Here is a 25,102-nt window from a genome sequence, read left to right on the forward strand (position 1 = left end):
AGCGATTTGAAGGACAATAAACAACCCTATGAGTGCACGATCTCGTGACTTCATCGATCTCATGCACTCATAGATACCATACACAGTCCTCCATCTCACAAAGAACCCGAAATCAACAAAAAACAGGCAGCCGGCGCAAACCGGTCTGCCTGTTCTCACACAACTTACTATGCTGCTTTTTTCCCAGTGATGAATTTCCAAAGGTCACTGAATACGTGCGCTTGGCTCAACGCGCGGAACACGACCAGAGTGACCGGTCCGATGATCAGTCCAAGGAAGCCGAATAACTTGAACCCGACGAACAAAGAGATTAAGGTAGCTAATGGGTCAAGTCCAATGCTGCTGGACAAGATCTTCGGCTCCATCACCTGTCGTTGGATGATGACAACGCCATATAAGATCGAGAGACCGATGCTCAGTGTGTATTCCTCCATGATGAAGCTGTAGATGATCCAAGGGACAAATACCGCTCCTGTGCCCAAATATGGCAGGAGATCGACGAGTCCAGTCAAGATTGCGATCGTAATCGCGTAGTCAACCCTCAATATCAGTAAACCGACCAGCACAATGGCAGCTGTAATGGAGATGAGGGTCAATTGTGCTTTTACAAAACCGACAAGCGCTTTACGAAGTTCATTGTACACACTACGTCCGCTTTCAACCGTACGTTCAGGCGTGCGTTTCTCAATCCAGCCTTTGAAACGGTACCAATCCTTGCTGATGAAAAAAGTCGCTAATAAGGAAAAAATCATAACCGTGACAACATTAGGCAAGCTAAGTAGGAAGTTTTGCAAACCTCTCAACACGGACTGAACAAAATCTTTTACATTTTCCGTGATGTTCTGACCGACGGATTGGATGTTGCCGACGACCGTCTCCCTCTGGGAAGGATCGAGATTTTTGAACATCGCCAGAAGATCATAATAGACAGGTAGAATTTGTTGTGTAAAATAGGTCTGTGCATATTGAACGAGAATTTGAGTGTGTTGCGGTATGACTTCTGCAAGGTAGCCGAAGCCTGATATCATCTCACTGATGACAAGCGTCAAGAAACCAGCGACAATTCCGATCAGGAGGAATAAGACAATGGTTACCGCTAATCCTCTTGGCATTTTCGCTTTCCGTTCCAATAGGTTGACAAGCGGGTTGATGATCAACGCTAAAAAGAATGCAATGATGAATGGATAAGTGACTTTCGCTGCATAAATGAGTGCGAAGAATGATAAGACAACAATGGCTACGACTAGTAAAAATCGTAAAAAGCTATGTACGTAATGGAGATTCAATTGCAACCGATCCTTTCGAGAAGGGCAAGATACCCTTTGGAATAGTATTATTTTACATTTTCAGATAATAAGATTCAATGGAGATTTCGGCCGTTATTGTGCTATCAGTCTCGCCGAATCGAGCTTTTCCCAAACCAGGAACTGGAATGCACTACATTTTACATAAGAAAAATAGAAAGGAAGACAGAAAAGGATGTTGAACCAGGCCTCATTATTTTTACTCGTTCTACTTGCGATCGCTCTTTGGGCGAAGAACAAATCGTTATTGTTCGCAGTCATATTCCTGCTCGTGCTGAAGTGGACCGGACTTGGCGATAAAGTTTTTCCTTACATACAAAAGAAAGGCATCAACTGGGGCGTGACCATCATCACGATTGCCGTTCTGGTCCCGATTGCGACAGGGGACATCGGATTCAAACAGTTAGGAGAAGCGATGAAATCCTCCTACGCATGGGTCGCGCTCGGTTCTGGAATCGCGGTCGCGCTGATTGCAGCGAGCGGAATCGATTTGTTGAAAGAAGACCCTCATATTACCACTGCGTTGGTGTTCGGGACGATCCTCGCGGTCAGTTTATTCAACGGAATTGCGGTCGGCCCCTTGATTGGAGCAGGAATTGCGTATATGGTAATGAAGGTGGTGCATTTTATCACTTGATGGTTTTACTGTCGGATTTCGTTGATATATTAAGGTTTTTGAGCCTTAGGCGTTCACAAAGTTTCGAAAATTGTTTATAATTGTACTGTATGTGTTTTATCCTTCCTTAATAAATGTGTTTACAATTGTAAGCATTTTCTTTCTGATACTGAAGTGAGTGTCTGCTCGGCGTACTAAAAATGCGTCATTGAATGGGACAACACTTTAATGTATTTAGAGAACAGACAAAAAATCATTTTTTAAAGGAGAGAGAGCCATGACCGCAACGAGAGGTTTAGAAGGAATTGTAGCAACAACTTCATCGGTAAGCTCCATCATTGATGGTGTATTGACTTATCGAGGCTACAACATTGACGATCTTGCTGATTATGCAAGTTTTGAAGAGGTTGTATATTTATTATGGTATGGTAAGTTACCGAACCAAAAGGAACTAGATGGATTCAAGGCTGAATTGTCCAAGCACTATGCATTGCCTAAGCAAGTTCTGGACATGATCAAGAGCTTCCCGCTAGATAATATCCATCCGATGGCAGCTGTAAGAACAGCGGTTTCTTCACTAGGTTTATATGATGAAGAAGCGGATGATATGAATGAGGAAGCGAATTTCACAAAAGCGATCCGTCTTCAGGCAAAACTTGCGAGTATCGTTGCAGCGTTTTCACGCTTACGTGATGGCTTGGAAATCATCGAACCGAAGGAAGATCTCAGCTATGCTGCGAACTTCTTATACATGTTGAACGGTGAAGAGCCAGATGAAATTTCAGAGAAAGCTTTCAACAAAGCATTGGTGCTTCACGCAGACCATGAATTGAATGCGTCTACTTTCACAGCTCGTGTATGTGTTGCGACGCTTTCTGACGTGTACTCTGGTGTAACAGCAGCAATCGGAGCATTGAAAGGACCACTTCACGGTGGTGCAAATGAACGTGTTATGAGTATGCTCTCTGAAATCGGAGATCCAGAAAATGTAGAAGAATACTTAAAAGGTGCTCTTGAGCGCAAAGAGAAGATCATGGGCTTCGGACACCGTGTGTATAAAGATGGAGACCCACGTGCAAAACACCTTCGTGAAATGTCCAAGCAGTTGACGCACACGACAGGTGAAACGAAGTGGTACGAAATGTCCGTTAAGTTGGATGAGTTGATGACGAATGAAAAAGGTCTATTGCCGAACGTCGACTTCTATTCTGCTTCGGTCTACCACAGCTTAGGGTTGAAGCATGACTTGTTCACACCAATTTTTGCGATGAGCCGTGTATCCGGTTGGTTGGCACACATTCTCGAACAATATGACAACAACCGTCTGATTCGTCCACGTGCAGAGTACATTGGACCGGACATGCAAAAATATGTAGCGATTGAAAACCGCTAACATTGAATCACAAAGCGAATAGGAAGTGTTGGAAAGGTCTTGTATGAACGTGCAAGACTTTCCAAATGCACTTTCATGGGTTAACCATGTCTTTTTTGATACGATAAAAACGAAAAACATTTCGATCAGGAGGTAATGAACTTGGCAAACGGAGAACGTATTACAGTAGATAACGGTAATTTGAATGTACCTAACAATCCGATCATCCCATTCATCGAAGGAGACGGAATCGGACCAGATATCTGGGCAGCAGCGTCTAAAGTATTGGAAGCAGCTGTAGAAAAAGCGTACAACGGTGAAAAGGGTATTGTGTGGAAAGAAGTCCTTGCTGGTCAAAAAGCGTACGACAAAACAGGAGAATGGCTACCTGCTGAAACGCTAGATGTCATTCGTGAGTACATACTAGCGATCAAAGGGCCATTGACGACTCCAGTAGGTGGAGGAATCCGTTCCTTGAACGTTGCATTGCGTCAAGAATTGGATCTATTCACTTGCTTGCGTCCAGTGCGCTACTTCACTGGTGTTCCTTCTCCACTTAAAAAGCCGGAAGACACGGACATGGTCATCTTCCGTGAGAACACTGAAGACATCTACGCTGGAATCGAGTATGCAAAAGGTTCTGACGAAGTGAAGAAAGTCATCCAATTCCTTCAAGAGGAAATGGGCGCAAACAAAATCCGTTTCCCTGAAACTTCTGGAATCGGAATCAAGCCAGTTTCTGAAGAAGGTACGAAGCGTCTTGTACGTGCTGCAATCGAGTATGCACTTACTGAAGGTCGAAAGAGCGTAACGCTTGTCCACAAAGGAAACATCATGAAGTTCACTGAAGGTGCTTTCAAGAACTGGGGTTACGAAGTTGCTGAAGAGGAATACGGCGACAAAGTATTCACTTGGGCAGAATATGACCGCATCGTTGAGAAAGACGGTAAAGATGCAGCAAACAAAGCTCAAGCAGATGCTGAAGCTGAAGGTAAAATCATCATTAAAGATTCCATCGCGGACATCTTCCTTCAACAAATCCTTACACGTCCAGCAGAGTTCGATGTTGTTGCAACAATGAACTTGAACGGTGACTACGTATCTGATGCACTTGCTGCACAGGTTGGTGGAATCGGAATCGCTCCTGGAGCGAACATCAACTATGAAACGGGTCACGCGATCTTTGAAGCGACACACGGAACAGCTCCTAAGTATGCTGGTCTTGACAAAGTGAACCCTTCATCTGTCATCCTTTCAGGCGTATTGATGCTTGAGCATATTGGTTGGACAGAGGCTGCTCAACTTGTAACGAAAGCAATGGAGAAAACAATTGCTAGCAAGGTTGTAACATATGACTTCGCTCGTCTGATGGACGGTGCTACAGTAGTGAAATGTTCTGAGTTCGGTGACGAATTAATTAAAAATATGGGCTAAGGAGGAATCATACATGGCAAACAGGCGTAATAAGATTTCCGTAATCGGTGCTGGTTTCACTGGTGCTACGACAGCTTTCATTGCAGGTCAAAAGGAACTTGGTGATGTCGTGTTAGTGGATATCCCGGACATGGAAGATCCGACGAAGGGGAAAGCTCTTGATATGCTGGAAGCGAGTCCTGTACAAGGGTTTGACTCCAACATCATCGGTACTTCCAATTACGAAGATACAGCAAACTCCGATATTGTCGTGATTACTGCTGGTATCGCTCGTAAGCCTGGTATGAGCCGTGATGACCTCGTTAACACCAATGCAAAAATCATGAAGAATGTCACGAAAGAAATCGTGAAGCATTCTCCGGACTGCACGATTATCGTATTGACCAACCCGGTTGATGCGATGACGTACACCGTAATGCAAGAATCTGGTTTCCCGAAAAACCGTGTAATCGGTCAATCAGGAATCCTGGATACTGCTCGTTTCTGTACGTTTGTTGCACAAGAATTGAACCTTTCTGTCAAAGATATCAGAGGATTCGTTCTTGGTGGACATGGAGACGATATGGTACCGTTGATCCGTTACTCCAACGCTGGAGGCATCCCGCTCGACAAGCTCATCAGCAAAGAGCGTCTTGACGCGATTGTCGAACGTACGCGAAAAGGTGGCGGAGAAATTGTTGGTCTACTAGGGAATGGTAGTGCTTATTATGCACCAGCTGCTTCACTCGTTGAGATGGTTGAAGCGATTCTCAAAGACCAGCGACGCGTCCTTCCATCGATCGCTTATCTGGAAGGTGAGTACGGATACAATGGAATCTGTCTAGGTGTTCCGACGATCCTCGGCGGAAACGGCCTAGAAGAAATCATCGAACTTGAGTTGACGGATGATGAAAAGGCTCAACTAGACAAGTCTGCAGAGTCCGTGCGCAATGTCATGAATGTTTTAGCTTAAAATTGGAACAATGAAAAGGAGGAATTCGGGAATATTTCTCGAATTCTTTCTTATATACATGGATATTTTATAACTTTTCATCAGGGATGATTATCCTACCTGGTTGAAAAGTTTACGAATCCAGTATAAGTGCAACTAAGGCTCGGCCTGCACTTCGCTTGGCTTCGCTAAGTTTTCTTTATACGTGAATGTCAGAATGTTTCTACTCATCTGGCATTTTCTTTTCAGAGATTTGTAACCGCTTACTTCTAGAGGAGGGAACTGACATGTTACTAGGGAAAAAACGAAAGCTTGGAAGAAAGATCGATGAAATCAATGTTGGGGAAAAACTCGAAATCACAGAAACGATCGAGGACAAGGATCTTCTCTTATATCTTGGTTTGACGGATGACAACAATCCTTTATATATCCAACATGACTATGCTTCACTGACACCATTCAAAAAACCGGTGGTGCCACAGATCATGTTGACAGGAATTGTAACTTCAGCAGTAAGTAAGTATTTGCCCGGACCAGGAAGCTCAATTTTGAAACAGACTTTGTCTTTTCCAAAGCCGGTCTATCATTATGCAACAATTACATTGAACTTTGAAGTAACCAACGTCGATTCAGAGAACCACATGGTTACAGTCGGCATCAAAGGTTATGACGAAGAAAACGATACGATCCTGGAAGGCGAAATGGACGTGTGCCCGCCTTATGCACCAAGATCCATCACCGCAAGAACTTTTGATAATTTTTAATTTAATGTAAAGATTATGTAACAAAAGAGACGTTTCCGTCTTTTTTGTTTTTTTTTTAATCCGGTTATGTGAAAATAAAAGCGAATAATAGTTCCTACACGGGGTGAAACAGCGATGAAAGATAAAAAGATCTTAGTAATCGAAGACGAAGAATCAATTAACACACTATTACAGTTCAACCTGGAACAAGCTGGATTCAATGTGCTGACAGCCATGGATGGCGCATCCGGATTAAAACTCGCACAAGAAGAAAATCCAGATTTGATCGTACTTGACCTGATGCTTCCGGAAATGGACGGATTGGATGTATGTAAAAACCTCCGCCAATCTCAGCACTTGATCCCGATCTTGATGCTCACAGCTAAAGATGATGAATTCGATAAAGTGTTAGGACTTGAGCTTGGTGCGGATGACTATATGACGAAGCCATTCAGTCCAAGGGAAGTGGTTGCTCGTGTGAAAGCGATCTTGAGAAGAAGCGAGTATAATGCTTCAACCGCTCAAACTCAATCGGATCTAGAAGCAATGGTCGTAGGTGATTTGAAAGTCTATCCTGAAAACTATGAAGCTTTCTTCGAAGGTGAAGCTCTTGATCTCACCCCTAAGGAATTCGAATTGCTCGTCTATCTCGTTAAAAACAAGGGACGCGTCTTATCCCGTGAACAACTGCTCAATGCAATCTGGGATTACGATTTTGTCGGGGATACCCGTATCGTAGATGTGCATATCAGCCACTTACGTGAAAAGATTGAACAGAATACCAGGAAGCCAATCTACATCAAAACGATCCGTGGATTAGGATATAAACTGGACGGACCTCAGTAAAATGGAAAACTTCCGTGGAAGAATCTTGAATTCTTTCGTCATCTTTACGAGCGGTATCTTCCTTTTGCTTGGGATTGCCATTGCGAACCTTTCAATCGGCAACATGGAACGTAAAATGTTCAACTCCTATTCAAAGCAGCTGGACTTGGTATCCTACGCAATTCTGTCTGATGAAAGAAATCTGGAACCGATTCTTGAAAATTACAACACAAGTATAGATGGCAACCTCAGCTATGTTACAGCAGGTGGGAAGATTACTGCCACCACTTTACAGGACCCACCTGAAAGAATGCTGCAGAGCTTACGACATAGAACGGAGAACACGCAGCGCATCAACCGGGATGATCAGGTCAATTTCGTCAAGCCGATGACGTTGGACAACCGTTCGACGGACTACCTCGTCATAACCTTGGATAAAAGAGACTATGAAAACGAATTGCAGAGTGCCTGGTTTCCGATTTTGATTGCCATCTTGCTTAGCTTCCTGCTGCTGATCTACGTTACATTCCGTCTGACTGGTAAACTTGCGAAGCCAGTAGATGATGCGATGAGAGTAGCCAAAGAGCTTGCACAGGGAAATTTCAATGCTCGAAGTCACGAATATCAGTTGAGGGAAACGGGTGAACTGAACCACTCCTTGAATGTGCTCGCCCGAAACCTCGAACAGATCACAGAGCTTCGTGAAGCGGAGCAAGAACGGATGAAAACCGTCATCAACAACATGGATAGTGGATTGCTGTTGATTGATTCATTAGGCTATGTCAATCTAGTGAACCGCACCTATTGTTCGATTTTTGATGTAGAGAAGGAAGTTCCGAAAGAGACATTGTACTATGACATCATGCCGAACCAGGATGTCATCGACCTTGTCGAAGAGACGTTCCTTACAGAAGCCACGGTACGAAAACAAGTATCCATTCCGATCGGCATCGAGCGGAAACATTTCCACATCACATGTGTTCCGATTCTTGGGTTCCAGGATAAGATCAAAGGCATTGTGCTCGTGTTCCATGACATTACTGAGCTGAAACATCTGGAGCAGATGAGGAAAGACTTTGTTGCGAACGTCTCGCATGAACTTCGCACACCCGTTACATCGTTAAAAGGGTTCGCAGAAACGCTGTTGGACGGTGCAATGGAAAATGTTGAACTACGGCACAAATTCCTGACGATCATCTGGAAAGAAAGCGATCGTCTTCAAAATTTGATCCAGGATTTGCTTGATTTTACGAAAATGGAACAATCCAACTTCAAGTTACATTGGCAAAATGTCGATCTGGCAGTCATCGTCGATGATGTGACTACGTTGCTCGAATCTCGCTCCAATGAAAAAGAAATCGATATGAATGTCGAGATTTCAGGAGACCTCCAAATGGAGGGGGATGCAGCAAGGTTGAAACAGATTCTGATCAATCTGATCAACAACGCTCTATCCTACACGCCGAATGGCGGTAAAGTGTGGATTACCGGCCGTGATGCAGGGGATGAAGTCGAGCTTGAAGTACGCGATACCGGAATCGGGATCAGTGAGGAAGAGGTTCCGAGGATCTTTGAACGTTTCTATCGAGTCGACAAGGCGAGAAGCCGGAACTCCGGTGGAACCGGACTAGGCTTGGCGATCGTCAAGCATCTTGTTGAAGCACATAAAGGGACGATCCAGGTGACAAGTAAGAAGAACGAAGGAACGACCTTCAAACTGAGCTTTTCCAAAGAGAAGACGACATGAATTTACGATATTTTTACATGAATGACACGGGGTCTTCACAAAAGGATGCTACGTTTGTATTGTAAAATCCTTTTCAAAGGATCCCCTAATTATGGGACGAGAGCACACACCGCTCTCGTCATTTTTTTGCGTTTATTTAACCGAATTCCACTATAGATGAGATTGGGTGCATTTTTTAGCCAATCTCACTCATATTTAAGTTTTTTAGTATGATTTTATTTGCTTTATGAAAAATACAGGACTGATGAGGGCATTTTGGGAGTGTTTTTATAGTGAAAGTATCCAATTTGGTGGTCGGTCTTGGAAAAACTGTGCTTAGTTTTACAAAATTAGTGTGATGTTTTACAAAAATTGCCCCTCGTTTTAGAAAAAAAGCAAACCGTTTTGCAAAAACCAGCATATGTTTTGTTATTCGAGTCTTTCTTACTACGCCCCACTATCACATCTGAAGCTCCTCAGCGAGAAGTTCAACGCACTGTTGTGCATTTTTCCCTTCTAAATGTAAACATGATAAAATGTAGCTAGTGTTTAACGAGGAGGAAATGGAATGGGCAAAAAGAAACTCGTTTTAATTGATGGAAATAGTATTGCATATCGCGCGTTCTTCGCATTACCGCTCTTGAACAATGACAAAGGTGTGTACACGAACGCGGTGTACGGATTCACGACCATGTTGTTGAAAGTACTTGAAGACGAAGCGCCGAGCCACATCTTGGTCGCTTTTGACGCTGGTAAAACGACATTCCGCCATAAAACGTACGGAGAATATAAAGGCGGACGCCAAAAGACACCACCCGAGCTTTCGGAACAGTTCCCGCTGATTCGCGAGCTGCTCGATGCGTTTGAAATCAAGCGCTATCAACTAGAAAATTATGAAGCGGATGACATTATCGGGACGTTGTCCAAGCATACGGACTCCAAGGAATGGGAAGTCAAAGTCATCACGGGTGACAAGGACCTTTTACAACTGGTAGATGATCATGTAAAAGTCGCCCTCACGAGAAAAGGAATCTCTGATGTTGATACATATGACCTCGATCTTGTGGAAGAGCGCTACGGATTGAAGCCTGAACAGATCATCGATATGAAAGGACTCATGGGGGATAGCTCGGACAACATCCCAGGCGTACCTGGAGTCGGTGAGAAAACAGCGATCAAGCTTCTAAAAGAATTTGGAACGGTCGAGAATGTGCTCGAATCCATCGACCAAGTGTCCGGTAAAAAGTTAAAAGAGAAGCTTGAGGAACATAAAGACCAGGCAGAAATGAGCAAGCAGCTAGCGACAATTGAAGTGGATGCGCCGATTGACGTGGAACTGGACAAGTGCGGATACAAAAACGAAGTGTCAGCAAAGGTGATCGAGTTATTTAAAGAACTTGGATTTAACTCCTTGCTGGAACGGGTAGACAGTGAAGCGGCTGAAGAAGCGGATACGCCGACCGAAGACATCGACTATGAAATCCTCGAGGAAGTAAAGGATGCAGACTTCGGCTCTGAAGCTGCTGTCGTCGTCGAATGTCTCGAGGAAAACTATCATAACGGAGACATCCTCGGGGTAGGTATCGTTTCTGAAAAAGGGAAGTATTTCATTCCGACTGAAGTGGCTCTTGAGTCTGAAGCCCTTAAGGAGTGGCTTGAAGATGAATCGGTCGTCAAATATCTACCAGATGCGAAACAAGCGACAGTATCCCTTGCGTGGAAAGGCACCAAGCTGAACGGTGTGAAATTCGATGCACTCATCGCAAGTTACTTGTTGAATCCATCTGATTCGTCTCACGATATCGCCTCTATTGCCAACCGCTTGGGAGTGAAGGGGGTTTCCAGCAATGAGACGGTCTATGGAAAAGGTGCGAAACAAAAGGTACCTGAACAGGATGCGTTGAGCGAGCACATCGTACGCAAAGCCCACGTTTTACGTGAGATTGTGCCGCAGTTACAAGAGAGCTTGAAAAAAAATGAGCTAGAGACACTTTTCTATGACCTTGAGATGCCGCTTTCCATCGTATTGGGTGAGATGGAGGAGCAAGGTGTACAAGTGGATGTCGATCGCCTCGAAAAGATGGGCAAAGACCTGAACGAACAGCTCAAAGACATTGAGAGTAAAATTTATAAACTCGCTGGAACTGAATTCAACATCAACTCTCCGAAACAATTGGGAGAAGTGTTGTTCGAGAAATTGCAGCTACCTGTAGTCAAGAAAACGAAAACCGGCTACTCCACCTCAGCTGATGTTTTGGAGAAGCTGAAGGACAAGCACGAAATCATCGAGGAAATCCTCTACTACCGTCAGTTAGGAAAATTGAACTCAACATATGTTGAAGGCTTATTGAAGGTCGTCCGTCGTGATACGGAAAAGATCCATACTCGATTCAATCAAGCGCTAGCCCAAACTGGCCGTTTGAGTTCGATCGATCCGAACCTGCAGAACATTCCGATCCGATTGGAAGCAGGACGTAAGATCCGTCAAGCGTTCATCCCGTCTGAAAAGGATTGGGTCATTTTCGCAGCAGATTATTCTCAAATCGAGCTGAGAGTGCTCGCCCATATCGCACAGGACGAGAAAATGATGGAAGCGTTCAACAATGAAGAAGATGTCCATACGAAAACAGCAATGGATGTTTTCCATGTCGATAAGGATGAAGTGACGTCCGATATGCGTAGACAGGCGAAAGCAGTCAATTTCGGAATCGTATACGGAATTAGTGATTATGGTCTGTCGCAAAGTCTCGGGATCACACGTAAAGAAGCAGGAGAGTTCATTGAGCGTTACTTGGAGAGCTTCCCTGGTGTCAAGCAGTACATGGACGATATCGTACAGCAAGCGAAACGGGAAGGGTACGTCACGACGATGTTGAACCGACGTCGATACCTGCCTGAGATTACGAGCCGTAACTTCAACCTGAGAAGTTTTGCTGAACGAACCGCCATGAACACACCGATCCAAGGGTCGGCTGCCGATATCATCAAAAAAGCGATGGTCGAGATGGCGAAGCGTCTGGAAAAAGAGAAACTACAAACGAGAATGCTGCTTCAAGTACACGATGAATTGATCTTTGAAGCACCAAAAGATGAAATCGAAAAGCTGGAAAAAATCGTCCCAGACGTCATGGAGCACGCCATTCAATTGGATGTTCCATTGAAAGTCGATTACTCATACGGAGACACCTGGTACGATTCCAAATAAAGTTGGATAGCTGTTGTTGGATGAAGGAGAATCAGAAATGCCTGAATTACCTGAAGTTGAAACCGTCAGAAGAACATTAGAAAACCTCGTGCTTGGTAAAACGATTGAAGAGGTTACCGTCAGTTGGCCCAAAATCGTCAAACATCCGGATGATCTGAAGGAGTTCAATGCACTCCTTTCAGGTCAGACAATCAATTCGATCGGCCGTCGTGGTAAGTTCCTGAAAATTTTACTGGATGATGTGGTTCTTGTTTCCCACCTTCGAATGGAAGGACGATACGTATACGTAGAAGGGGATGAGGAACCGGATAAGCATACCCATGTGATCTTCCATTTTACAGATGGATCGAAGCTCTGGTATCGGGACGTTCGAAAGTTCGGGACCATGCACGCTTATTCGATTGGTGAGGAAGAATTGAATAAGCCGCTCGTCCAACTCGGTCCTGAGCCATTGGACGGTGCGTTCGATCCGGATGAGCTTTGGGAAAAGCTGCAGAAAACATCACGGAAAATCAAGCCAGCATTGCTCGATCAAGCAGTACTCGTCGGGCTCGGCAACATTTATGTGGATGAAGCGCTATTCCGGATCGGTCTTCACCCCGAAACGATCGCTAAAACTTTGAGCAAAAAGCAAGTGATGGAATTGCATCAGGCAATTGTAGCCACTCTACAAGAAGCGGTCGACCAGGGAGGTAGTACGATCCGATCGTATGTGAACTCTCAAGGGGACATGGGCATGTTCCAGCAAAAGCTTGCCGTCTATGCAAGAAAAGGAGAACCTTGTGTGAACTGCGGTCGTGAGATTGAACGGATTGTTGTCGGAGGCAGAGGGACTCATATCTGTCCGAACTGTCAAAAGTAACATCATAAAATGCTGAATTCGGCGTACGTCGGATGGGCCCCAGCCATATACTATCCTAGTGTTATTTCGGGGAGGATGTATAGAAGTGACAGGATGGGTAGCTCTCTTGATGTTAACGATCGCTGTCAGCATGGACAGTTTCGGCGTCGGTGTCACCTATGGCGTTCGACGGATGAAGATCACAGTATTCTCCATCATATTGATTGCGGTTTGCTCTGCCATGATGCTGCTTGCAGCAATGAACCTGGGATCCATCATCAGTACATTTTTATCTCCCGCCATCGCAGAGAAAATCGGCGGTGTATTGTTAATCAGCTTAGGATTCTACGTCCTATGGCAATTTTTCAAGAAAAATGAGGAACGACCAGATAAGAAATCAGATGCTGACTCGATGTACATCTGGAACATGGAAATCCGTTCACTTGGGATCGTCATCCAAATATTGAGGACGCCGGATGCAGCGGATATCGACCGTTCCGGGACGATTACCGGACTGGAAGCTTTGTTGCTCGGGCTTGCCCTTTCATTGGATTCGTTCGCAGCAGGTCTCGGTGCGTCCTTGCTCGGATTTCCACATCTGCAGACCGCGTTGTTCGTATCAACGATGAGTGCGATGTTCCTCGTTACCGGCATGAAGGTTGGAAAGATCCTTTCGAATTTACCGACCATGCGTTTTTTCAGCTTTTTGCCAGGGATCATGTTGATCGTGTTAGGTTTTTTTAAATTGTGAGGTGTTTACGTTTGATTGTAGGATTGACAGGTGGGATTGCGAGCGGAAAGAGTACAGTTTCAGGCATGATTCAATCGCTTGATATCCCTGTAGTAGATGCTGATCAGATCGCCCGGCAGGTCGTCTTGCCGGGTGAAAAAGCATATGAAGACATTGTAGCAGCTTTTGGTGAAGAAATTTTGGACGAGAACCGTACATTGGACCGGAAAAAGTTAGGTGCGATCATTTTCAACGATGAAGAAAAGCGAAAGACACTGAACGGCATCGTCCATCCTGCTGTCCGTAAAGAGATGATGGCTCAAAAGGATGAACATCTGAAGCATCATAAGGATGTTGTGCTAGATATCCCTCTCCTTTTCGAAAGCAAATTGACCCACTTGGTCGATAAGACATTGCTTGTGTTTGTAAGTTCGGATACCCAGCTCCAGCGGTTGGTTGAAAGGGATCAATCTACAGTAGAGGAAGCCCGGTCTCGTATCGGATCACAAATTCCGTTGGATGACAAAAGACAATGGGCAGATGAAATCATCGATAACAATGGAACGATTGAAGAGAGCAGAGAACAGCTGTTACATATCTTCTCAAAATGGGCGATTCTATAGGTAGAACCCAATAATGACAGTTTATTGAACGAAAGAGGCCGGGCGTCGGCCTCTTTTTTTCCTTTTTGTTAAATTTAGTGTTCCCTTTGACATACAATATGTTATACTAATTTTAGATTTTCAGAAAAAAGTATAGCACTTTAATAGTGGAGGGATCTCATCATGAAAGCTAGAGTAGCAATTAATGGATTTGGACGTATCGGAAGAATGGTATTCCGTAAAGCGATGAAAAATGATCAATTAGAAATCGTTGCGATAAATGCAAGTTATCCTTCTGAAACACTTGCGCATATGGTCAAATACGATAGCATTCATGGCACTTATGACCTTGAAGTTGAAGCGAAAGAGGATGCGCTCGTTGTTGACGGTAAAGAAGTGAAGCTTCTTAGCAACCGTGATCCTAAGCAACTTCCATGGAAAGAAATGAACGTCGATATTGTCATCGAAGCAACTGGAAAGTTCACTTCCAAAGAAACGGCTGGCTATCACATGGAAGCTGGAGCGAAAAAAGTCATCATCACGGCTCCTGGTAAAAACGAAGACATTACGATTGTCATGGGCGTAAATGATGACGCTTACAAGCATGACCAACACGATGTCATTTCCAATGCATCCTGCACAACAAACTGCCTTGCACCTGTTGTGAAGGTACTAGATGAGCAGTTTGGAATTGAAAACGGTGTCATGACGACTGTCCATGCCTATACGAACGACCAAAAGAATATCGATAACCCACATAAAGACTTGCGTAGAGCGCGTGCATGCGGCCAATCCATCATCCCGACTTCCACTGGTGCTGCTAAAGCGATCGCAAAAGTCATGCCTCAGCTTGAAGGCAAGCTTCACGGAATGGCACTTCGCGTACCGACTCCGAACGTGTCCCTTGTCGACTTAGTCGTCGATTTGAAAGTGGACGTATCGGTTGAGCGTGTGAATGAAGCGCTTGAAAGTGCTTCGCAAGGTTCAATGCAAGGCATTCTTGGATACTGTGCGGATCCACTTGTATCCATCGACTTCAACGGTAACGAAAATTCATCCATCATCGATGCGATGTCTACGATGGTCATTGAAGGTCGTAAAGTGAAAGTACTTGCTTGGTATGATAACGAGTGGGGCTATTCTTGCCGCGTCGTAGATCTTACTGAAAAAGTTGCACAACACTTATTGGCGGAATCCAACAACAAAAGTGTGTTAGGAACCGTTTGAAATAAACGAGAAAAGGGTCAGGATTGAACCGATTTTGGTTCAATCCTTTTTATTTTGATGAAAAATGAGTTAAGCGAGCAAAATTTAGAAGCAATTCTGGTCAGTTTCCCGAATTATGGAGTTGTTCTTGCCAAAATGTCTGTTTGTCTCTCGAAAATGAAGGAACATCTTGCCATAATCTATACTTGTTTTGCCGAAATACAGGTATGTCTTGCTTTTTGAGTCGATTGTACTACTAAATCCAAACATCCCCGCCCTCTGATTCCCCATTCCCATGCCCAGCTTGACCTCAACCTAGAAGTTTTCTAATCCTATAAAAACTTAGGCTCAAAAATAGGTTCAACGTCCATGTTTTCAATGCTTTTTCTAGTGGAAGGGTACATATATATGGAGGTGAAGGATGTAAAAATATTTCTTGCAAAAACGTAGGAAAAGAAGTATACTGTTCATCGTGAACTTCAAGTTATAAGCAAATTTAGGAACTGGATACTACTTAAAGGGTTAGGACCTCTTTGGACTAACTTTCCCCCGTGGTAAATTTCCATTTCCGCATGCTTTTGAAGGCATGATTATTAAAACAAAGGGGGACTATGCAAATGGATACAATGGGACGTCATGTGATTTCTGAATTATGGGGATGTGACTCTGAGAAGTTGAACAATATGCCATATGTTGAACAACTTTTCGTTGAAGCTGCTTTAAAGTCGGGTGCTGAGATCCGAGAGGTAGCTTTTCACAAATTTGCACCACATGGTGTAAGCGGAGTCGTCATCATATCTGAATCACACTTGACCATACACAGTTTTCCAGAGCATGGTTATGCAAGTATCGATGTATACACGTGTGGAGATCTAGACCCTAATGTCGCTGCGAACTACATTGCAGAACAGTTAGGCGCAACATCCAAAGAGAACTTTGAACTTCCAAGAGGAATGGGTCCTGTAAAAGTAGGACAGAAGAAAGTATCTGCATATTAATTTAACAACACAAGCAAACGGGTGTGCATCGAGCACACCCTTTTATTATGGAGCTGAAGCCGCCTATACGAAAAGAGCTTGTCAGACACCAGCCTTTCTAATATCATGGTAGAAAGGGTATATTTTTAATCTCGAATGCGAATTTTACGTTTTTATCATAGAATTCGTTCATCGATCATGGGGTTGGTTTTTTTATGAGGTGTCCAAATTGTCAAAACAACGGAACAAGGGTGCTCGACTCACGTCCTGTACATAGCGGTCGATCCATTCGCCGCAGACGGGAATGCGAAGCATGCAATTATCGATTCACAACCTTTGAAACGGTTGAGGAGATCCCACTTGTCGTCGTCAAGAAAGAAGGAACACGAGAAGAATTCAACCGAGACAAAATCCTGAGAGGATTGATCAAGGCTTGTGAAAAGCGTCCAGTACCACTTGAGAGGCTGGAAGAAGTGGTCAATACGGTTGAAAAGGATTTGCGCAACGATGGCGTTTCTGAGATTCAAAGCAAAGATATCGGTGAGCGGGTGATGGATCATCTCGCTGATATCGATGAGGTCGCCTATGTCCGTTTTGCTTCCGTCTATAGACAATTTAAGGATATCAACGTATTTATCGATGAACTGAAAGAACTTCTAAAAAAAGAGGACGAGTAAAGAGCTTAACAACGATAAGCTCTTTTTTTCACTTAAAGGAAGTATAAATACTTTCTAAAATATTAGGGCAACTAAGGCTCAGCCCTCGCCAGAAGGCTTGGCTTTGCCAAGTTTACTTTTACACTATTTAAGATAGATAAGGTGAAGCTTAATGAGTAATTATTGGAAGGAAATCCTGCCTGTCGATCGATATGAGGTTTGCAGCAGAAGCCGTATCCAATTTGATGATTTGAAAGTGATCACGCTCTTGTATCAACCATTGGTGGGTGCCAGAGCATATAGCTTGTATATGACCTTGTTTGGAGAACTTTCTGCAGGGGACTCATCACACCACAGTTTGATGAATCATACTCAGATGAATCTACAACACATATACGAAGAACGAAAAAAGCTTGAAGCGATCGGTCTTCTGAAAACATATCGAAGCAGCGTTGATGATGAGCGAGCGTTTCTCTATGAACTGCAGCCAGTGCCGAAGCCAGAGGAGTTTTTCCAGGACGATGTACTCAGCGTCTACCTTTATGGACGTTTAGGGAAAGAGCGGTACTTGGAAATCAAGAAGCGCATTTGTTTACCTCAACAAAAGAGTTTCGAAGCGTTCGATGAGGTGACAGCAAGTTTCAATGAAGTTTTCCATTCCCTTCACCAATCGGAAATCCGTGCTGGTCTGAATTCCGAAATCACCGGAACAGCTGTGCACAATCCAGTGGATGAAAAAGGGAACACACCTCGATTTTCTCATGATGAATTTGACTTTGACACACTCGTGAAAGACTTGAGCAGCTTCATCATTCCTTCTGAAGTTTTAACGGAAAAGATGCGAGAGGCAATCCACCGGCTGGCATTCATCTATCAAATAACGCCTCTCGAAATGAGCAGTATCGTGCAGCAGGCTTATTTCAGGGACGATGAGCTAACTGAAAAAGCACTTCGGCAGGAGGTACAACGTTGGTACAAGATCGAAAAGCCGGGACAATTGCCACGCCTCAGTGAACGAAAACAGGAACCACAAAAAGCACAAGAGGACCGCAAAGAACAGTCGCCAGAAGATATCATGATTCAGACGTTTGAATCGATTTCTCCGAGAGCGCTCTTGGAAAGATACAGTGAGGGTGGACGAGCTGCAAGTGCAGACTTACGCTTGATCGATTCGATTATGTTTGATCAGAAGCTGCCGGTCGGGGTCATCAATGTGCTGATTGATTATGTACTCAACACGAATGATATGAAACTCATCCACAGCCACGTCGAGAAGATCGCTAGCCAGTGGAAGCGGAAAAAGATTTCGAGTGTACGAGAAGCGATGGCTCTTGCCAAGGCGGAGCATCAAAACTATCAGGCTTACAAACAGCAAAAGAAATCGACTCCGAACCGAAACTATCAGCGGAACACGAACAATGTCCGTAAAGATAAATTGCCGAAGTGGATGAATGACCAACAACCACAACAGGATGGTCAAAAGACCGCTAACGAGAAAGAAGACGTAACCGAATCGGAAGAAAAATGGTTAGAAGAATATTTAAAGGGATTATAGGGGGTGCGCGAAATGAAATCCATATCTGACTCAATGCAAGGGTTTTCCGATCGTACGAAAGTACAAAAACAGATGATGGCTGTCAAAAGCAAAGTCTTGTCGCATCCCGATTGGAAAGCATTCCATCAAGAACATCCCGAAATTACGAATGACATGATCGAACGGAGCCTTCCTAGATTGCTCGAGTATGTACAGGGATCGAAGAATTGTGAAGGCTGTAAGAGCGTAAAGCAATGTCAGAACATGATTCCTGGGTATGAGCCTGAACTGTTCATCAACGGGAGTATCATCGACATCTCCTATAATCGCTGTCCGAACAAAGTGGCGAACGATGAAATGGAAAAGCTGCAATCGATGATCAAGAGCTTTTTCATACCAAGGGATATCCTTTCGGCTACGTTCGAACAGTTCGATAAGAATGATCCGGAACGGAAAAAAGCGACCTTGAATGCTGCCAGGTTTGTGGAATCTGTATCGAATCCGGATGTCGATTCAAAGGGCTTATACATTCATGGAAGCTTTGGCGTCGGAAAAACCTATTTGATGGGGGCAATCGCCAATGCCCTTGCCAAGAAAAAGATCCAAACGATGCTCGTGTATACGCCGGACTTTTTCAGAGAGATGAAGTCAGCCATCGGAGATCAAACATTGGATGAAAAATTGGACATGATCAAAAAGGCGCCTGTCCTCGTCCTAGACGATATCGGTGCTGAGTCGATGTCGAGCTGGGTCCGGGACGAAGTGCTCGGCTCTATTCTCCAATATCGGATGATGGAAAAACTACCGACCTGCTATACTTCGAATTATGATTATGACGAGCTGGAAGAACACCTCGCCTACTCGCAAAAAGCAGGAATCGAGCAGTTGAAAGCAAAACGGATCATGGAGCGGATCCGCCATTTCACGACGCCAGTCGAATTGAGCGGGGATAACCGTAGAATGACTTAGGAAAAGGAAGACCGCTGTTGAGCGGTCTTTTTCTTTTAGAATAATCTTCCTTTCCATTCATATATTGTAGCAATGAACGTGGACAAGGAGGATTAAGGTTGGTTACGATCTATTTCCTAGATGAGAATGAAGGACATTACCTGTATAGACGTGTCAGAAAGTTGATTAGCAACCGAAGCATATCCAACCGGTCTACTCCCGTAAAGGTCTATTATACGGAAGATCACGCCCTGAATATTGATATGAATCCTCGGGATCCGGTTAGTGAAATGGTCAAACCTACGATTTTGAATTTTTTTGCGAAGCATATTATCCGTACACGAGAAATCGGATGGATTCTCAGGATTTTAGAGCATCAGTATTACTTTGAAAATGAAGATGAACAACAGCAGATCCTATCGATTGTCCAAGCTTTGATGGATGGACAGCATGAGGACCTTCCTAAAATTCGTGGTCTGCCCAACCGGGAAGATGTGATTGTGGATGCGTTGGAAAGCTTTTTTGATTGTGAAATGATGTTTTCCTATGAATCGTTCCTGCAGTTTCGATTGAAACCTTACCGGGAGCTACTCCAGGAATACATTGAATGTGGAATCGACGAGTTCAAGCTTGAACAGGAATACCAGGATTTCATCCATCAGTTACGGCAATTCGTAAAAGCGCGAGTCTCTTTGTTCAGCATGGTACATCTCATTCACGACAGAGATGAGTTCCGGTTGTTCAACCAGCACAATTATGAACTGACTGAAGAAGATATCACGGGTTTGTTGAAGGAAAACCAACAGTCCTTCCATGATTTGATTGCATCCAATCTACTGAAGTTGTTGATTGTCATCGCACCTTCGAAAATTTGTCTCTACACAGATGATCCGGATTCGTCCATGAACCAGACGATTCAGAACATCTTCCAAGAAAAAGTACTCATCTTGCCTCATCAATCTTTCCAAGTCCGACATAAGAATTCATGATCTGTAAAATGGGCTTGATTTTCTTTGGTGAACTGAATATAATACTACATAACAAAACAACCATACCAAAGTTTCGATGAGGACATGAGTCTTTTCTAGTACGGGTTACCAGAGAGAAGGGCATTAGCTGAAAGCACTTCACCGCGTCAAAAGGACTTACCACCTCTGAACTTCAACGGGGAACTTTCTAAGTATCCGTTGACGGCAGATGACCGTTACATGATTCCAAGTGCCGGATTTTTGTATTTGTACATATCCGGAACGAGGGTGGAACCGCGAGTACAACACTCGTCCCTTTCTTAGGGACGGGTGTTTTTTATTTATTAAAAAATCTGAGGTTGTAATGAGGAGGAGTTAGAATGGCACAAATTGATATCATTTTTCCGGATGGGTCCAGACGAACGTATGAGAGTGGCATTACAACCGAAGAGATCGCAGGTTCCATCAGTCCAGGGTTGCGAAAGAAAGGCATCGCTGGAAAACTGGACGATCGACTCATCGATTACCGACGTCCGATCCATGAAAGCGGCAAGTTGGAAATCATCATGCCGGATTCAGAGGAAGGCCTGGAAATCATTCGTCACAGTACAGCACACTTGATGGCTCAGGCGATCAAACGTGTTTTTAAAGAGGAAAAGATCCAACTCGGTGTCGGTCCAGTCGTTGAAAACGGATTTTATTATGACATCGATATGGATCACCGTTTGACAGAGGAAGATTTTCCGGCCATTGAAAAAGAAATGAAGCGGATTGTCGAAGCGAACTTAGAAATTATCCGGGAAGAAGTAGACCGAGAAGAAGCGATCCGTCGATATGAAGAATCGGGAGATGAGTTGAAGGTAGAGCTTGTTGGAGCGATACCGGAAGGCGAACCCATCACGTTTTACCAGCAAGGTGAATTCTTCGATCTTTGCCGTGGTGTACACGTTCCTCAAACAAGCAAGTTGAAGGTGTTCAAGCTGATGAACATTTCAGGTGCTTATTGGCGAGGGGACAGTGACAATCAGATGCTGCAAAGGGTGTACGGTACAGCTTTCAACAAAAGTGCCGAACTCGAAGAACACCTTCATTTCCTGGAAGAAGCGAAAGCACGTGACCATCGTAAACTTGGTAAAGAGCTGGAGTTGTTCATGTTCTCGGAAGAAGCACCTGGCATGCCATTTTACCTGCCGAATGGTCAGTTCATCCGAAATGAGCTGGAAGCCTTCTCCCGTTCCTTGCAGCTGAGGAATGATTATGACGAAGTCCGCACACCGTTGATGATGAATCAGCGGCTTTGGGAGAAGTCGGGGCATTGGGAGCATTACAAAGAGAACATGTACTTTTCCGAAGTGGACAGTACGAAATTCGCGATGAAACCAATGAATTGCCCGGGGCATATGCTGATCTTTAAAAACTCGCTCCGATCTTATCGAGATTTGCCGATCCGGATGGCGGAGTTCGGTCAAGTTCATCGCCACGAATACAGCGGTGCCTTGAACGGAATGATTCGGGTGCGGACGTTCTGTCAGGACGATGCACACATTTTCGTAACACCTGAACAGATAGAGGGAGAAATCAAGTCAGTCTTTGCTCTGATTGACGAGATCTACTCAGCGTTTGGATTCGAGTACAGTGTCGAGCTATCCACTCGACCGGACGACTCGATGGGGAGTGATGATTTGTGGGATCAGGCGGAAGGTGCGCTGAAAAACGTGCTTTTCGATTTAGGAATCGACTATTCCTTGAATGAAGGAGATGGTGCGTTTTACGGTCCGAAAATCGATTTTCACATCCGGGATGCCTTGAAGCGAAGTCATCAATGCGCAACGATTCAACTCGATTTTCAGATGCCGGAGAAATTCGATCTCACTTACATCGATGAAAACAACGACAAGGTAAGGCCTGTCGTCATCCACCGGGCTGTGTTCGGCTCGATTGACCGGTTCTTCGGAATCCTCATCGAACATTTCGCAGGTGCTTTCCCAACTTGGCTCGCTCCCGTGCAGGTCAAAATTTTACCAGTTTCTCATGTCCATGAAGGATATGCGAAGGAGCTCTCTCAAAGGTTGAAGGATGAACAGATTCGCGTTGAGCTCGATCTGAGGGAAGAAAAGCTCGGTTACAAAATCCGTGAAGCCCAGATGAAGAAGGTTCCGTATACGATCGTTGTCGGTGACCAAGAGGTTGAACAGCAAGCGGTCAATGTGAGAAAGTACAGTGTGGATGAATCGAATACGTACTCGATTGAAGCATTCATAAGTGAAGTCTTAAATGATATTCATACAAAAAAGATAGAAGAACATAGGAGTGTGAACCATGTCTAAAGTGAACATTACGTTTCCAGATGGAGCTGTTAAAGAATTTGATAAAGGTGTAACAACTGAAGAAATTGCTGCTTCCATCAGCCCTGGTTTGAAAAAGAAAGCCATTGCTGGAAAGCTTGACGATCAAGTGCTTGATCTTCGTCAACCAATCGAGCGTGACGGAGCGATTACGATCGTCATGCCGGATTCTGAGGAAGGTCTTGAAATACTCCGTCATAGTACGGCTCACTTGATGGCTCAAGCGATCAAGCGTGTATATAAAGATGAAAAGATTCAGCTCGGTGTCGGTCCGGTCATCGAAAACGGCTTCTACTATGACATCGATATGGAGCACCGTTTAACAGAAGAAGATTTTCCTGTGATTGAAAAAGAAATGAAAAAGATCGTGGACGAAAACCTTGAAATTACACGTGAAGAGGTCAGCCGGGAAGAAGCCATCCGCCGTTACAAAGAGATGGGCGATGAGTTGAAGGTGGAACTCGTTGAGTCGATTCCGGAAGGTCAGCCGATCACGTTCTATCATCAAGGTGAGTTTTTCGACCTTTGCCGTGGGGTGCATGTTCCCCAAACAAGCAAGCTGAAAATATTCAAGCTGATGAACATTTCAGGCGCGTACTGGCGTGGAGATAGCGACAACCAAATGCTGCAGCGTGTCTACGGGACTGCGTTCAACAAGAAGTCAGAGCTTGAAGAGCACCTTCATTTCTTGGAAGAGGCGAAAGAACGTGACCACCGTAAGCTTGGTAAGGAGCTGGAGATCTTTACGATTTCACAAAAAGTCGGTCAAGGATTGCCGATCTGGCTTCCGAAAGGGGCAACGATCCGTCGCGTGATTGAGCGTTATATCGTTGACACAGAAGTGAAGCTTGGTTATGACCACGTCTACACACCACACCTTGGTAGTGTCGAGCTTTACAAAACTTCAGGTCACTGGGATCACTATCAGGAAGACATGTATCCTGCAATCGAAATGGAAAATGAGCAGCTCGTGTTGCGACCGATGAACTGCCCGCACCATATGATGATTTATAAAAATGCGATGCACAGTTATCGTGATCTGCCGGTCCGTATCGCTGAACTCGGTACGATGCACCGTCATGAAATGTCCGGAGCGCTTGCTGGGTTACAACGTGTCCGTTCCATGACGTTGAATGATGCGCACATTTTCGTCCGACCGGATCAGTTGAAGGAAGAGTTCATCCGAGTGGTACAGTTGGTTCAGAAGGTGTATAAAGACTTCGGCATCAACGATTACAAGTTCCGTCTCTCTTACCGTGACCCTGCGGATAAAGAGAAGTACGTCGATAATGATGAAATGTGGGAAAAAGCACAAGCATTGCTGAAAGAAACGATGGAAGACATGGACTTGAACTATGTAGAAGCTGAAGGTGAAGCGGCGTTCTATGGTCCTAAGCTGGATGTTCAGGTGAAGACAGCACTCGGTAAAGAAGAAACGCTATCCACTGTACAGCTTGACTTCCACTTGCCTGAGCGCTTTGACCTTACGTACAAAGGAAGCGATGGTCAGGATCATCGTCCGGTCGTCATCCACCGTGGAGTCGTATCCACAATGGAACGTTTCGTCGCATTCTTGATCGAGGAATACAAAGGTGCCCTACCGACATGGTTGGCTCCCGTCCAGGCAAAAATCATCCCGGTTTCTTCTGTTCACATGGACTATGCTTACAAAGTGAACGAAGAGCTGAAGGCGAGCGGAATCCGCGTTGAAGTCGATTCTCGTGAAGAGAAGATCGGATACAAGATCCGTGAAGCGCAAATGAAGAAGATTCCTTACATGCTCGTTGTCGGTGATCAAGAGATCGAATCCAATGCTGTGAACGTACGTAAGTATGGTGAACAGGATTCCGAAACGGTTTCATTCGAGAGCTTTAAAGAGAAGCTGCTCACTGAAATCGAGCATAGCTAAGTTTTAAGTTGGAGAGACGTTCCATGAATGGAGCGTCTTTTTTTGTTAGTAAAATAGTGCTGAGTTCCCCAAGCTGACCTGGATTCAATGCCATTCGGAAGATTTTTGTACCAAAAATCGTCTATATAGGTCAGTGAAGGGTTGAATCTTAGAAAAATTCCTCTTGAAATAATCGGAAAGATGAGATATGCTATAAAGGTTGAATTGAGCACAGGTCACGAACTTGACAC

General features: G+C 44.4%; 20 protein-coding genes and 1 other annotated feature. Of the genes, 19 read left to right on the forward strand and 1 reads right to left on the reverse strand.

Annotated features, from left to right (window positions below; all coding sequences use genetic code 11):
* Nucleotides 1–167: 167 nt before the first annotated feature.
* Nucleotides 168–1,286 carry a sporulation integral membrane protein YtvI gene (gene ytvI, locus ACXQIQ_RS18070; RefSeq protein ID WP_439300994.1) on the reverse strand — a complete coding sequence of 373 codons (1,119 nt, stop codon included), beginning with the start codon at nt 1,284–1,286 and terminating at the stop codon, nt 168–170.
* Nucleotides 1,287–1,479: 193 nt separating this feature from the next.
* On the opposite strand from ytvI, the gene ACXQIQ_RS18075 reads away from it, so the two are divergent.
* The 19 genes from ACXQIQ_RS18075 (at nt 1,480) to thrS (ACXQIQ_RS18165) (ending at nt 24,872) form a co-directional block, all read left to right on the forward strand.
* Nucleotides 1,480–1,941 carry a DUF441 domain-containing protein gene (locus tag ACXQIQ_RS18075; protein WP_439300993.1) on the forward strand — a complete coding sequence of 154 codons (462 nt, stop codon included), beginning with the start codon at nt 1,480–1,482 and terminating at the stop codon, nt 1,939–1,941.
* A 256-nt stretch (nt 1,942–2,197) separates the two neighbouring features.
* Nucleotides 2,198–3,313, forward strand: coding sequence for a citrate synthase (citZ, locus tag ACXQIQ_RS18080; protein ID WP_439300992.1), 1,116 nt, complete (start codon nt 2,198–2,200; stop codon nt 3,311–3,313).
* Nucleotides 3,314–3,454: 141 nt separating this feature from the next.
* Entirely contained in the window at nt 3,455–4,726 is a 1,272-nt protein-coding gene (icd, locus tag ACXQIQ_RS18085) for an NADP-dependent isocitrate dehydrogenase (protein ID WP_458025666.1), read from the forward strand.
* A gap of 13 nt (nt 4,727–4,739) precedes the next feature.
* Nucleotides 4,740–5,678: a malate dehydrogenase gene (gene mdh / locus ACXQIQ_RS18090; protein WP_439300990.1), complete on the forward strand. Its 939-nt coding sequence runs from the start codon at nt 4,740–4,742 to the stop codon at nt 5,676–5,678.
* A 266-nt stretch (nt 5,679–5,944) separates the two neighbouring features.
* The gene (locus ACXQIQ_RS18095) at nt 5,945–6,421 is read left to right on the forward strand and encodes a MaoC/PaaZ C-terminal domain-containing protein (RefSeq protein ID WP_439300989.1); all 477 of its coding nucleotides are present in this window, start codon (nt 5,945–5,947) and stop codon (nt 6,419–6,421) included.
* Nucleotides 6,422–6,535: 114 nt separating this feature from the next.
* Entirely contained in the window at nt 6,536–7,246 is a 711-nt protein-coding gene (locus tag ACXQIQ_RS18100) for a response regulator transcription factor (protein ID WP_439300988.1), read from the forward strand.
* Nucleotide 7,247: 1 nt separating this feature from the next.
* Nucleotides 7,248–8,972, forward strand: a complete 1,725-nt coding sequence (gene pnpS, locus ACXQIQ_RS18105) for a two-component system histidine kinase PnpS (RefSeq protein ID WP_439300987.1) — start codon at nt 7,248–7,250, stop codon at nt 8,970–8,972.
* 547 nt (nt 8,973–9,519) lie between these two features.
* A complete protein-coding gene (polA, locus tag ACXQIQ_RS18110) occupies nt 9,520–12,156 on the forward strand; it encodes a DNA polymerase I (protein WP_439300986.1) in 2,637 nt (878 codons plus the stop codon).
* A gap of 37 nt (nt 12,157–12,193) precedes the next feature.
* Nucleotides 12,194–13,018, forward strand: coding sequence for a DNA-formamidopyrimidine glycosylase (mutM, locus tag ACXQIQ_RS18115; protein ID WP_439300985.1), 825 nt, complete (start codon nt 12,194–12,196; stop codon nt 13,016–13,018).
* Nucleotides 13,019–13,103: 85 nt separating this feature from the next.
* Nucleotides 13,104–13,748, forward strand: coding sequence for a sporulation membrane protein YtaF (ytaF, locus tag ACXQIQ_RS18120; RefSeq protein WP_439300984.1), 645 nt, complete (start codon nt 13,104–13,106; stop codon nt 13,746–13,748).
* 65 nt (nt 13,749–13,813) lie between these two features.
* A complete protein-coding gene (gene coaE, locus ACXQIQ_RS18125) occupies nt 13,814–14,350 on the forward strand; it encodes a dephospho-CoA kinase (protein ID WP_458026129.1) in 537 nt (178 codons plus the stop codon).
* 162 nt (nt 14,351–14,512) lie between these two features.
* Nucleotides 14,513–15,556, forward strand: a complete 1,044-nt coding sequence (locus tag ACXQIQ_RS18130) for a glyceraldehyde-3-phosphate dehydrogenase (RefSeq protein ID WP_439300982.1) — start codon at nt 14,513–14,515, stop codon at nt 15,554–15,556.
* A 596-nt stretch (nt 15,557–16,152) separates the two neighbouring features.
* A complete protein-coding gene (gene speD / locus ACXQIQ_RS18135) occupies nt 16,153–16,533 on the forward strand; it encodes an adenosylmethionine decarboxylase (RefSeq protein ID WP_439300981.1) in 381 nt (126 codons plus the stop codon).
* A 194-nt stretch (nt 16,534–16,727) separates the two neighbouring features.
* The gene (nrdR, locus tag ACXQIQ_RS18140; protein WP_439300980.1) at nt 16,728–17,189 is read left to right on the forward strand and encodes a transcriptional regulator NrdR; all 462 of its coding nucleotides are present in this window, start codon (nt 16,728–16,730) and stop codon (nt 17,187–17,189) included.
* A gap of 151 nt (nt 17,190–17,340) precedes the next feature.
* Nucleotides 17,341–18,723 carry a replication initiation and membrane attachment family protein gene (locus ACXQIQ_RS18145; RefSeq protein ID WP_439300979.1) on the forward strand — a complete coding sequence of 461 codons (1,383 nt, stop codon included), beginning with the start codon at nt 17,341–17,343 and terminating at the stop codon, nt 18,721–18,723.
* 12 nt (nt 18,724–18,735) lie between these two features.
* A complete protein-coding gene (gene dnaI / locus ACXQIQ_RS18150; RefSeq protein ID WP_439300978.1) occupies nt 18,736–19,671 on the forward strand; it encodes a primosomal protein DnaI in 936 nt (311 codons plus the stop codon).
* A gap of 98 nt (nt 19,672–19,769) precedes the next feature.
* Complete coding sequence (gene ytxC / locus ACXQIQ_RS18155; protein ID WP_439300977.1) at nt 19,770–20,639, forward strand: sporulation protein YtxC; 870 nt, start codon at nt 19,770–19,772, stop codon at nt 20,637–20,639.
* Nucleotides 20,640–20,703: 64 nt separating this feature from the next.
* Nucleotides 20,704–20,938, forward strand: a binding site (T-box leader).
* Nucleotides 20,939–20,998: 60 nt separating this feature from the next.
* Nucleotides 20,999–22,945, forward strand: coding sequence for a threonine--tRNA ligase (gene thrS / locus ACXQIQ_RS18160; protein WP_439300976.1), 1,947 nt, complete (start codon nt 20,999–21,001; stop codon nt 22,943–22,945).
* On the forward strand, nt 22,938–24,872 hold the full coding sequence (thrS, locus tag ACXQIQ_RS18165) for a threonine--tRNA ligase (RefSeq protein WP_439300975.1): 1,935 nt from the start codon (nt 22,938–22,940) through the stop codon (nt 24,870–24,872). The genes thrS (ACXQIQ_RS18160) and thrS (ACXQIQ_RS18165) overlap by 8 nt, the downstream gene beginning before the upstream one ends.
* Nucleotides 24,873–25,102: the final 230 nt, after the last annotated feature.

Source organism: Pseudalkalibacillus sp. Hm43 (genome assembly GCF_054170705.1).

Coding starts and splice junctions, on each gene's coding strand:
- ACXQIQ_RS18100 (WP_439300988.1), top strand. CDS start 6,536: ATGAAAGATAAAAAGATCTTAGTAATCGAAGACGAAGAATCAATTAAC.
- ACXQIQ_RS18095 (WP_439300989.1), top strand. CDS start 5,945: ATGTTACTAGGGAAAAAACGAAAGCTTGGAAGAAAGATCGATGAAATC.
- thrS (WP_439300976.1), top strand. CDS start 20,999: ATGGCACAAATTGATATCATTTTTCCGGATGGGTCCAGACGAACGTAT.
- citZ (WP_439300992.1), top strand. CDS start 2,198: ATGACCGCAACGAGAGGTTTAGAAGGAATTGTAGCAACAACTTCATCG.
- thrS (WP_439300975.1), top strand. CDS start 22,938: ATGTCTAAAGTGAACATTACGTTTCCAGATGGAGCTGTTAAAGAATTT.
- mdh (WP_439300990.1), top strand. CDS start 4,740: ATGGCAAACAGGCGTAATAAGATTTCCGTAATCGGTGCTGGTTTCACT.
- coaE (WP_458026129.1), top strand. CDS start 13,814: ATGATTCAATCGCTTGATATCCCTGTAGTAGATGCTGATCAGATCGCC.
- ACXQIQ_RS18130 (WP_439300982.1), top strand. CDS start 14,513: ATGAAAGCTAGAGTAGCAATTAATGGATTTGGACGTATCGGAAGAATG.
- mutM (WP_439300985.1), top strand. CDS start 12,194: ATGCCTGAATTACCTGAAGTTGAAACCGTCAGAAGAACATTAGAAAAC.
- ACXQIQ_RS18145 (WP_439300979.1), top strand. CDS start 17,341: ATGAGTAATTATTGGAAGGAAATCCTGCCTGTCGATCGATATGAGGTT.
- pnpS (WP_439300987.1), top strand. CDS start 7,248: ATGGAAAACTTCCGTGGAAGAATCTTGAATTCTTTCGTCATCTTTACG.
- speD (WP_439300981.1), top strand. CDS start 16,153: ATGGATACAATGGGACGTCATGTGATTTCTGAATTATGGGGATGTGAC.
- nrdR (WP_439300980.1), top strand. CDS start 16,728: ATGAGGTGTCCAAATTGTCAAAACAACGGAACAAGGGTGCTCGACTCA.
- ACXQIQ_RS18075 (WP_439300993.1), top strand. CDS start 1,480: ATGTTGAACCAGGCCTCATTATTTTTACTCGTTCTACTTGCGATCGCT.
- dnaI (WP_439300978.1), top strand. CDS start 18,736: ATGAAATCCATATCTGACTCAATGCAAGGGTTTTCCGATCGTACGAAA.
- polA (WP_439300986.1), top strand. CDS start 9,520: ATGGGCAAAAAGAAACTCGTTTTAATTGATGGAAATAGTATTGCATAT.